The organism is Mucilaginibacter gynuensis (assembly GCF_039541195.1).
GTDB classification, from domain to species: domain Bacteria; phylum Bacteroidota; class Bacteroidia; order Sphingobacteriales; family Sphingobacteriaceae; genus Mucilaginibacter; species Mucilaginibacter gynuensis.
In genome coordinates this window covers 787,086-796,881 of sequence record NZ_BAABFT010000001.1, presented here as the reverse complement: position 1 = coordinate 796,881, position 9,796 = coordinate 787,086, and the positions used below count along the sequence as shown (strand labels likewise).

Annotated in this window: 11 protein-coding genes; 9 read left to right on the top strand and 2 right to left on the bottom strand. The window is 44.8% G+C overall.

Annotated elements, in window-relative coordinates; translation table 11 throughout:
• Positions 1-18: 18 nt before the first annotated feature.
• On the bottom strand, positions 19-2,097 hold the full coding sequence (locus tag ABD894_RS03230) for a CehA/McbA family metallohydrolase domain-containing protein (protein WP_345209542.1): 2,079 nt from the start codon (positions 2,095-2,097) through the stop codon (positions 19-21).
• A gap of 228 nt (positions 2,098-2,325) precedes the next feature.
• Here ABD894_RS03230 and ABD894_RS03225 point away from each other — a divergent pair, with 228 nt between their 5' ends.
• The 9 genes from ABD894_RS03225 to ABD894_RS03185 are packed head-to-tail and all read left to right on the top strand — an operon-like array spanning position 2,326 to position 8,240.
• Positions 2,326-2,586 carry a hypothetical protein gene (locus ABD894_RS03225; protein WP_345209541.1) on the top strand — a complete coding sequence of 87 codons (261 nt, stop codon included), beginning with the start codon at positions 2,326-2,328 and terminating at the stop codon, positions 2,584-2,586.
• A 54-nt stretch (positions 2,587-2,640) separates the two neighbouring features.
• Complete coding sequence (locus ABD894_RS03220; protein ID WP_345209540.1) at positions 2,641-3,366, top strand: SDR family oxidoreductase; 726 nt, start codon at positions 2,641-2,643, stop codon at positions 3,364-3,366.
• On the top strand, positions 3,367-3,924 hold the full coding sequence (locus ABD894_RS03215) for a hypothetical protein (RefSeq protein WP_345209539.1): 558 nt from the start codon (positions 3,367-3,369) through the stop codon (positions 3,922-3,924).
• An 11-nt stretch (positions 3,925-3,935) separates the two neighbouring features.
• Positions 3,936-4,196, top strand: a complete 261-nt coding sequence (locus tag ABD894_RS03210; RefSeq protein WP_345209538.1) for an acyl carrier protein — start codon at positions 3,936-3,938, stop codon at positions 4,194-4,196.
• Positions 4,197-4,200: 4 nt separating this feature from the next.
• Entirely contained in the window at positions 4,201-5,550 is a 1,350-nt protein-coding gene (locus ABD894_RS03205; protein WP_345209537.1) for a beta-ketoacyl-[acyl-carrier-protein] synthase family protein, read from the top strand.
• The gene (locus ABD894_RS03200) at positions 5,551-6,363 is read left to right on the top strand and encodes an enoyl-ACP reductase FabI (protein WP_345209536.1); all 813 of its coding nucleotides are present in this window, start codon (positions 5,551-5,553) and stop codon (positions 6,361-6,363) included.
• Positions 6,353-6,751: a holo-ACP synthase gene (locus ABD894_RS03195; RefSeq protein WP_345209535.1), complete on the top strand. Its 399-nt coding sequence runs from the start codon at positions 6,353-6,355 to the stop codon at positions 6,749-6,751. Before ABD894_RS03200 ends, ABD894_RS03195 begins: the two co-directional genes overlap by 11 nt.
• An 11-nt stretch (positions 6,752-6,762) precedes the next feature.
• Positions 6,763-7,587 (top strand): alpha/beta fold hydrolase, encoded by an 825-nt coding sequence (locus ABD894_RS03190; RefSeq protein ID WP_345209534.1) that lies wholly within the window; start codon positions 6,763-6,765, stop codon positions 7,585-7,587.
• Positions 7,584-8,240, top strand: a complete 657-nt coding sequence (locus ABD894_RS03185) for a 1-acyl-sn-glycerol-3-phosphate acyltransferase (RefSeq protein ID WP_345209533.1) — start codon at positions 7,584-7,586, stop codon at positions 8,238-8,240. The genes ABD894_RS03190 and ABD894_RS03185 overlap by 4 nt, the downstream gene beginning before the upstream one ends.
• On the opposite strand, the gene ABD894_RS03180 is transcribed toward ABD894_RS03185, so the two are convergent.
• On the bottom strand, positions 8,241-9,725 hold the full coding sequence (locus ABD894_RS03180) for a tetratricopeptide repeat protein (protein ID WP_345209532.1): 1,485 nt from the start codon (positions 9,723-9,725) through the stop codon (positions 8,241-8,243).
• Positions 9,726-9,796 lie beyond the last annotated feature (71 nt).

The following is a 9,796-nucleotide window of genomic DNA, read 5'->3' as shown; positions in this document are numbered from 1 at the left end:
ATAGTTTATTACTAAATACTATTTCAAATAAACCGTTTGCGTATATGCGCCGTTAGCCGCTACATCCCAAGCCTCAATACGTGCCCATTTGCGGCCTTTGAGGTTGGTGGTGAATGTAAAATCACGGGTACCGAAGGCTTTGGTGTTGTTCATGTCAATCTTTTGGCGATAGGTTTCTTTACCATCGCCGGAGATGATCTCGATAAAATTAAGCGGGAATGTCCAGTTCACGGATAAGGATATAATGGCGTTCCCTCTTTTATCCAGCTGCGCTGTTTCGCCCGCGCCTTTATCGTTAATGGTAAACGACGGAAACAATACTTCGCCCGTAGTGGTAAAGAACTTGCCCTGTTGCATGGCATTCAGTACAGGCTGCCATCCGTCATCGTAATCGGGCAGGTCGGCCAGTTGCAGGTAGTTTACGTTCATGTGGGCATACATTTCATTCTCGGGCTCAATGGTAAACAGGTCGGCCTCGCCAATCATATGTTTTTTTAGTCCCCAGTTATTCATGTCGTCCAGCAGGTCTAAAGCACGTTTACCCATCCTCGGTAAGGAAAGATCAGCCGGGATATGTTTCCAGGCTGCCCCCATAAAGCGGTCCGACAGGTAAAAAGGTTCGTTCTTGTAAGCATCCGGGAAACCGGTAGAGCCTTTGGTACGCGCATGTGCCGTCCAGGCCAGGCCTTTTTCAGCTTCCAGTAACTTCAGCATATCCTGCTTATCGCCAATGTGATACACCTTGCCATGTTGCGGGTCTTCGGTAACAAAAGGCTGATCGGCCTTGCGCGACATGATCCAGTACACCGGCTTCGGAAAGAAATCCAGCCAGTGACCGCCAAAAAACTCGTTAGGTTCTTCACCCGGCAAAAGCAGAAAGGTTTTATCCGACAATCTTTTGCACTGTTTAAACAGCGCGCTTAGCTCGGCAAGGCGTTTTTCATCCGGTCCTTTTGGGTGAGCGGTGTAGTGAAACTCGGCAAGGTGCACAATATTTACCCCCATATTTTTAAACACCTTTACAAAATTGGGACTATCGGGCACAGGTTTGTGGGCCATTACCACCTGCATAATAAACTCGTTATGGAAATGGCTCGCCATGGTTTTGTAACCTGATACAGGCTTGTAAACATCGTTATGCGTAAACCTTTTTACTTCGGTCAATAACGGGCCGGCCGCGCCATCGTCAAGCAAACAATAAAAGTTGAGGCGCTGGTGGGTATTGGGCGGCGAGTTAAACCAAGGCACAAAACGGCGGTCGCCTTCCAGGTCCTGGCGAATGCCTATACCGTAGCCTTTAAGCAGGTCGCGGTAGTTATTGCCAAACCAGGTAAATTTCAGGTTAAAGGCTTCATCCAGCGGGTAAAAATACTGGTGCGGTGCCGGGAAAACAGCAAGGCTGCCATGTTCGCCTTCGCCAATAATGGTGCGGTACTTTACAGCAAGGTTGCGGCTGCTATCGGCAGCTTGCACGCTGTGGCTTTGCAGTTTGCTTTGTGTATCGGCCCAGCTAATGCTGTTCCATACAGGTTTTTTGCTGATGAGGGCCGCGTCGTACAAAATAGCGGTCGAATCTTTTTGGGTGGTCATAACAGCAGCCACATTAAACAACGGCGAACCATTATAAAAGGTAACTTCCAAATAACCGCTAAAGCCCGGTGCCGATAAACCCGGCACCTTTACTACGGTACGTGAGCCAACGGTGGCTACGCTGGCATTTTGCTTTTTTAGGTCGATGGTGTATGATTGATGGGGCTTTTTGGGCACCTTATCAAAAAAGATGTTCCAGCCGTTTTGCGATATGAGGTCGCGCTTGCCAACGGTTAAAATAAAACCCGGATCAAGCTCTGTGGCTATCTCCTTGTAGGCATTGTCTTTTTGTATGCCGATGCTTTTAAACAGCGGCTGCTTGTTTTTAAGGTTAAAGGTTACCGAGCCTTGTTCGTTATTGCCCGATGGCCAGCTGATGCTTAACTGGCTGCCTTTGGCAATGGCTTTTACCTCGCCGTTACGCGTGAAATTTGAAAGATCTACAACAGATTGCGCCTTTATTATGAAAGGGGCAAGGAGTAAGATCAGGATCAGGTTTTTTCTCATGAGTTAGGTGTGATAGGCCATAAATATAGTAGTAAATTGTTTTTGCAAGGCTATAAAAATAAATTTCGTGCAGTTTTAATTGATTAAAATATATGCTGTTAGCTATTAAAATTATGAAACACGCAATTGATTTATTAAGTTTATGCTGACTAAACTTATGAACAGGCTTATGATATATACCCAGCAGTATATTTTTATATGCCGGCAATCACTCTTAAAACACAGGCTATGGCTCTAATTTTCATCCCCGCCGTATTTACCTTATTCGGCTTTATCGGCAAAAAAATGGGCCGGTCGTATTTTAAATGGGGATTGATAGGCATAGGGGCATTCGTAACTTTCTTATTGCTGTGTTTACCTGTGCTGTTATTAAATAGCCCGGCATTTAATATGCAGTTCTGGACATTTTGGGCACCGGTAGTTAGCCTGTTGCCTACTTTGGGCATAGCGCTGTTAATAGCAAGAAAAAATAAAATAGTACTATATTAACCTGCATATTTGCCGCCGGTAAAAACAAAGAATAATACACCACTACTTATACCTATGGAGAAAAAGAAAGTACTGATAACCGGAGCAAGCAGGGGATTGGGTTTAGCCATCTCAAAAAAGCTATCGGCAGAGTACACTTTGATATTGCATGCCTCAAAACCCGAAAGCTTTACCCATGTTGAACCGGGCAGCCATATACTTTGTGCCGATCTTTCAGACGGAGAGCAATTAACCACCTTTTGCAAACAACTGAAAAAAGAACACGGCGATTCGTTGTACGCGGTGATCAACAATGCCGGGCTTACGCATGATAAACCACTGCTTTTTCAGCCCGAGCGCGAAATTGATGCCATGCTCAATGTAAACCTTAAGGCTCCTATACTCATCAGCAAAACCGCTATGAAGATTTTTGGTTTAAACAAAACCGGGGTGATCATCAACATCAGTTCGGTAGTGGGCGAGAGCGGACATGCCTTTCAATCGGTATACGCGGCTACAAAGGCGGGCTTGGTGGCCCTGTCACGCTCATTGGCGCAGGAGGCAGGTGTGTTAAGCGAAGAGGGCCATAGTATAAGGGTGTTCAGCGTATCGCCGGGTTTTATAGAAACAGATATGACGGACGCTATCCCACAGGTTGAAAAAGAAAAAATATTAAGCATGATACCCGCTAAACGTTTTGGCAAGGTTGATGACGTGGCCGATGCCATTGCCTTCCTGCTGTCAGACAAGGCGGCTTACATCAACGGAACCAACATACATATAAACGGCGGGCTTATATAAATGGAAAACAACGACATACTTGTAGGTATTGACCCGGCAACCATGCTGCTGCACGGCCCAACAAAGCGATTGGTTGATAATTATCACTACCACTCGCCCAAGGTGGGTATTGTGGCCAGTTATACGCCAAAACCGCGCGATGTGGAAGACCACTTCGGTGTTTTTCGCGGGGTAGATCAGATAGAGGCCTTCGCGCAGGCTACCATAGTATCGCTGGCAACCTACCTCGAATCAAAAAAGCATGGTTACACGGCCGATGATATGCGCGATAAGTTTATTCCCGCGTTCATCAGCACCGGGCCCGTTTATTTCCATTACTATTTGGAAACAGGGGATACCTTTATTAATATTGGACAGATCAAGTTTTATAAATTCAGGCAGATGGTATGCGACGGCCGTATTTATAAAGCACCCAAGGGGCTTGATCTGGATGCCTATTTCAGTGATTTTACCGACGAGCGTTTACTCGCTTACGATATCAGCAGCGAATTTAAGCTGGTAGCCGAACTGTTTGACATCACCGGCAGGGCAATAAAAAAAGAACTATTTGAAAAATAACATAAAGCAATATGGAAAGACAAGAAATTATTGATGGTTTAGTAGAGATCTTAAAAACTGTTAGAACGATTGATCCTGAAAGATTGAAGAACGTAACAGAAGAAACAGATTTCCGTGGTGACTTGAACACACCATCAACCGAACTCATCAATATTGCTGCAAAGGCCGAGCACAAATTCGGTATTGAGTTTGAAGATGATGATATTGACGATTTAGGCTCAACCGTAAAGGATATTGTTGATTTGATTTTAAAGGTAAAAGCAAGAGGATAATACGATGCAGGTAACGGGCAGAAAAGTAGCTGTAGTAGGCATGGGCGGGGCTTTCCCTACTTGTACCGGGCTTGATGATTTTAGCGAGAAGCTATTCGCTAACAAAAGCCTGATCAGGCAGTGGGATAAGGTGGCGCAATATGGCAAACAGATACGTTCAACCGTATCGGGCTATATTACCGAAGAGGAGATGGGACTTGAAGCCGTTATAGCACCTATTGCCGAAGATTATCCCGAAACTTATATTGATAAACTGGGCCGTATACCCGATGCCAACCTGGCCACTGCCGATATGGGCAGTATATGGGCCATGCTGGGCGCGCAGGATGCTACCAAAATGGCCGGATGGTCTAAAAGTGAAATAGAATCGGAGCAAACCGGGGTAGTGGTAGGCTCGGGCGGCGCGGGTAATTTGATACTGCGCATTGCCTGGCACCATTTCTTTCAGGAGGGCCGTAAAGCCCGTATCGCGGGTTCACATACTATTGACCGTACCATGTTTTACCGTGACGCGGCCAATATATCGTGCCTGTTGAAAACCAAGGGTGTTTGCGAGGCCATAGGTTCGGCATGCGCTACCGGTTTGGGTAACATTGGTTATGCCTACAGGCTGATCAAGTTTGGTATGCAGGACAGGGTAATTGCAGGTGGGGTAGAAGGCAGTTCGGTGGAAACCTTTGTAGGTTTCGACGGCATGATGGTGTTGAGTAAAGGCTTTACACCCGAAGAAAGCTCCCGCCCGTTTGACCTTAACCGTAATGGCTTTGTATGCTCGTTTGGTGCCGGTATTGTCGCGCTGGAAGAATACGAAATGGCCAAAGCCCGTGGCGCTAACATTTTAGGCGTTATCGATGAATATTTTAACAATTCCGACGGCGACGGCGATATGTTCTATCCGTCGTTCGCCGGCCAGCAACGCATGTGGAAAGGTTTGCTGAACACCAGGGGAGTAAAACCCGATGTGGTAAAAGTGCACGGCACCTCAACCCCGGCAGGTGATGCTATTGAGCTGCTAAGCGTGGTAGATGCGCTGGGCGATAGCGGTTACCATATATCGGCACCAAAATCGCAGTTTGGGCACATGCTGGGCGGCGCGGGTTCGGTAGAGTTTATCACTGCTTTACTGATGCTGGAGAACCAAAAGGTATTGCCATGCCTCAATTCATCTACGCTTAACCCTGAGTTGGAAACCTTTCAGAAAGCTGAAGGCTGGGCCGGGCCGCAAAACCCATTGGCGGCATACCGCCATTTGGTACCGCAGGAAAGTTTTGCGAAGGAGATTAACAGCGTAGCCTGTTTAAATTATGGATTTGGCGGTACAAACAGCGCCATATCAGTTTCAAGGGATATATAAATGATTGATAATAAAGATAAAGTAGCGGTAGTTTTTGGTGTGCGGAACGAAAGTTCTATAGGATATGATATTGCCGTAAAACTGCATCAATCGGGCTGTAAGGTGGCCTTAAACTACGTTGACGATACCAAGGATGAAGTACTGTACCTGATGGAAAAGAACGGTATGGATCCGCAATACTCGGCCCATGTTGATGTGCGCGACGAATTGCAGATCACTGCCTTTTTACAAAGTGTTTACAACGGCTTAGGACCTATCGACTACATACTGCATGGCGTGGCCTACGGCAGCCAGCAGGTAATGTGTTACACTTTGCCGGGCAGTAACGAGCCTGCGCCGGAGTATATCGATATTCCGTTTGATGATTTGATGGATGCCTTTAATATCAGTTCCTATTCTTTTTTAAGGATCTGCCGTGTGGCGAAACCGCTGCTGGCCAAAAACGCGTCGATATTAACGCTTACTTATAATGCTTCGCAGCGGGTATTTCCGGGTTATGCGGGTATGGGCATTTGCAAGGCTGCTTTAGAAAACATGGTGATGTACCTCGCCAGTTATTTCCGCGATTTGAACGTGCGGGTAAACGCCATATCTGCCGGGTTGGTAATGACCACTTCCGCCGGTGGTATTTTGGGGGTGCGTAAACTGCGTAAGATAGGCAAGTTTACCGCGCCGCTGGGCAATATTGATGCCGGTGATGTAGGTGACGCGGCTTTGTACTATTTTTCAAGCCTGTCGAAAAAAGTAACGGGTAATATCCATTTTGTTGATGGCGGTTTTAACATAATGGGTCTTGGGGTTGATGGAGAGTAAATTATTAAAAATAGTTGAAGATTTAGTGGGCGATAAAAGCTTTGCCATTGGCAATGATGTAGTATTGCTAACCGATTTTCAAAAATCATTTAATGATCTGTTTAAGAATAAAGTATACACTTTACCTGAAGTAAATTATTGTGATAGCTTTGATGACGCCCTGCTCCATTACGCCTCCACTTTCGCCGCTAAAGAAGCCGTTTACAAAGCCCTGAAACAACTGGATGATTCACCCATCGGCTGGAAAAAAATTGAGATCATACGCGAGAAACTGGGTGGCAAGCCCGAAGTAATTATCCATCGTGATAGCGCCCCGCAGATAAGCCTTACCATTACCCACGATGGCGATTATGTATGGGCTGTGGCCTTAATAGCCACCGATAAATAAGTCGCATCCGCATGACAGATCACTACTTTGAAAACGCGCTGGTTAACCTTCACTATTACCAATTTGGTAACGGCGAACAAAAAATGCTGTGTTTTCATGGTTATGGGATGCACGGTAAGCAGTTCAAACTTTTTGAAGATACCGCGTTAAGTTCAAAATATACCTTTTACGGTTTCGATCTCTTCTTTCATAAACAAACCAAACTCAAGGATCAGAGCCTGCCTACTGTTAAACAAGGTATCACCAAAAAACAATTGGCCGACCTGATCACCGATTTTTGCAGGCACGAGCAGATAGACCGTTTTTCGGTAATCGGCTACTCTATGGGTACGCATTACGCTACAGTAGTAGTTGAAGAGTTGGCTGATAGAATAGATGAATACATCGCGATAGCGCCATCATCAATTAATCCGGGAACATTGGTTACCTTTTTCAGTAAGAACAAGTTAGGCAACCGCATATTAAGTAAACTGGCCTTAAGCGAAACCGCGCTCATAAAAATGCTGGGCTTTAGCAAGCGATTTGGTTTTTTGGATGATATAGGCTACAAGATACTCTTCAACGAGATCAATACGCCTGAACTACGATTTAATTTTTATGCCTGCTTTACCTATTTACGCTTTTTTGAAACCAACGAGCCCAAATTGATACAGGCGCTGGATGCGCAAAACATCAAAAGCATTTTTATATTTGGCAAACGCGATAAAATGTACCCGCCTGCTATGGGCAAGGCATTCATCGCTAAAGTTAAAAATGCGGAAGTAATTATATTGGATGAGAACCACGAGATGATCAACCAGAATTTCGTATCCGCATTATCGGCTGTATTGTTATGATCATCAAATCAAAACCACTTCCTTTATACCTGTTAAAACTGGCAGCTTATTTTTTATCGCTGGTGTTTAAATATCGTTTTAATAAAGTCATTGTAAGGCCTGCCGATGTAAAACCCGATCATTCGTACATACTAATGTGTAACCACTTTAGCTTTTGGGATGGTTTGTTCGCCTTTTACCTGGCTATATATGGCATTCATAAACAGCAAAACGTTAAGGCTTTATATGTAATGTCGGTTAAAAAGCAAATGGAAAAGAAGTGGTGGCTGCGGTATATCGGTTCATTTTCCATCGAGCCCGGTAAGCGCTCGGTTCAGCAAAGTTTAGCGTATGCCGCCGAAGTGCTAAGTACCCCCGGCAATGTATTGCTCTATTATCCACAGGGAAACTTAGAGACCAGCCACATCAGGCACATTGTATTTAAGGAAGGCATATTAGAGATTGTACAACGCATTAAAGGCAACTGCCAGCTAATATGGAGCAGTAACCTAACCGATTACTTTGAGAGCCTTAAAGCATCGCTCTATTTCAATATGTACGATTGCGGTACCAACCACGATTTTGATTTTGATGAGCTGAAAGCCAAAGTGAACCAATACCACTTGCAAGCCATCCAAAAAAACATCCGCTTTACGGATGAACCCGAGGCTTAATTATTTGCCCAGTCTTTTCAGTCCGTCTTTGGCCTCGTTATCAATGCTGCTTTTGTATTCGTGATCGTCCATATCAATGGCCTGCTTGTAAAAACTGGCCGCACGTGGGTAATCCTTTTTTCGCTCGTATATGTAGCCTATACTTAGTGCCGCGTTAGCCGCGTAGTAATAGCTGGTTTTTTTGCCCAGGTTAATTGCCTGCTGATAATTTTGCAGGGCTTCGTTATCGTGTTCCATCCGGTCGTACACACGACCAAGGCGATAGTAAAACTCTATTTTATCCCTTAACAGCTTAAAGGTGTTTACCTTTTCATCCTTTAATTCGGCCAATGCTTTGTTGTAATATCCGCCGTCGAAATAGAAACGGGCACGCAGCAAATCGGTATCGGGCGGGGCATCGTTGGCTTCTTTCAGGGCCTGCTTATCCTTCTCGTCAACCGCGTAGCCTTTGGCGCGTACCTGTTTCAGGTAGTAATCGTATTTGGCATTATCGCCTTTCAACAGGTAAAAATAAGCCAGTTTAAGATAGGTGTCTTTAATAAAATTGATGCCCTTGTAGCTGCGCAGGTAATTGTTCAGGTACACGTAAGCATCGGTATCCAGCCGGTTAAGTTTGGCATTGCCCAGCAAGTAATCAATAGGCGGCATGTCAATATAAATAGTTGATGCAGGTGCCGATTTTAAAAAGTTGATAGCCTCTTCGTTATGCGCGCTTTTGAAGGCCACGTAACCTTGCAGATAGCTTTTAAGCAAACTCTTGCTATCCATATCGGCTACATAGCCGATCAGTTTATCGTAACTGTTTTTATTATGCAGCACATCAATATTAATGTAACACAAAAAGAAGATCACTTCATCTTTAAACAGCTCATACTTTGATTTTGGTAACTCCAAACGCAACGCTTCCAATTGTTTAATACCGGTTGGGGCATTGCCTGTCATCCCCAAAAAACTGGTGATGCCTTTCATATTGGAGGGGATCGACCCGAAGATGACGTTCACCAATGCTATACCTTTTTTATTGGGTGTAAAATCAGGGAATTTTTTGGTGTTTTCCTTAAGCAGGTTGCTGGCTTTCTTTAAATCGCGGGCTGATGACAGGTAATCGCCGAAACGACCTTTCAGCAGTCCCCATTGCAGGTAAACCTCGGCTTGTGTGTATAAGTAGTAGGGTGATTTTTCGTCGCTGTTATCTTCTAATGCCGATAACCTGTCCGACCGGTAATCTTTCAGCCTTTCGTAGTCGTTCTTATTGTCAGATGCCATCAGGCTAAAAAAATCCACATAGTTCTCCAGCATTATAATGATCCCGTTTTTAGGATCATGCTGTTTTTCTTTCTGTATCAGCTGCCTGGCCTCGTTAATACGCAGACTGATAATAGCTTCATAAGCGTTAACGCAGTTGGCATTAAAGTTGAAATTGGCGTAAGTACTCACGCTGCAAACACAAAAGAAAAAGAACAGTAGCAGATGTTTTTTGGTCATGATAGGGCCAAAGATATTTAAAAATGTTATTTAGGGGATTAAGCCCCGCGGCTTAAACTATTCAACGATAA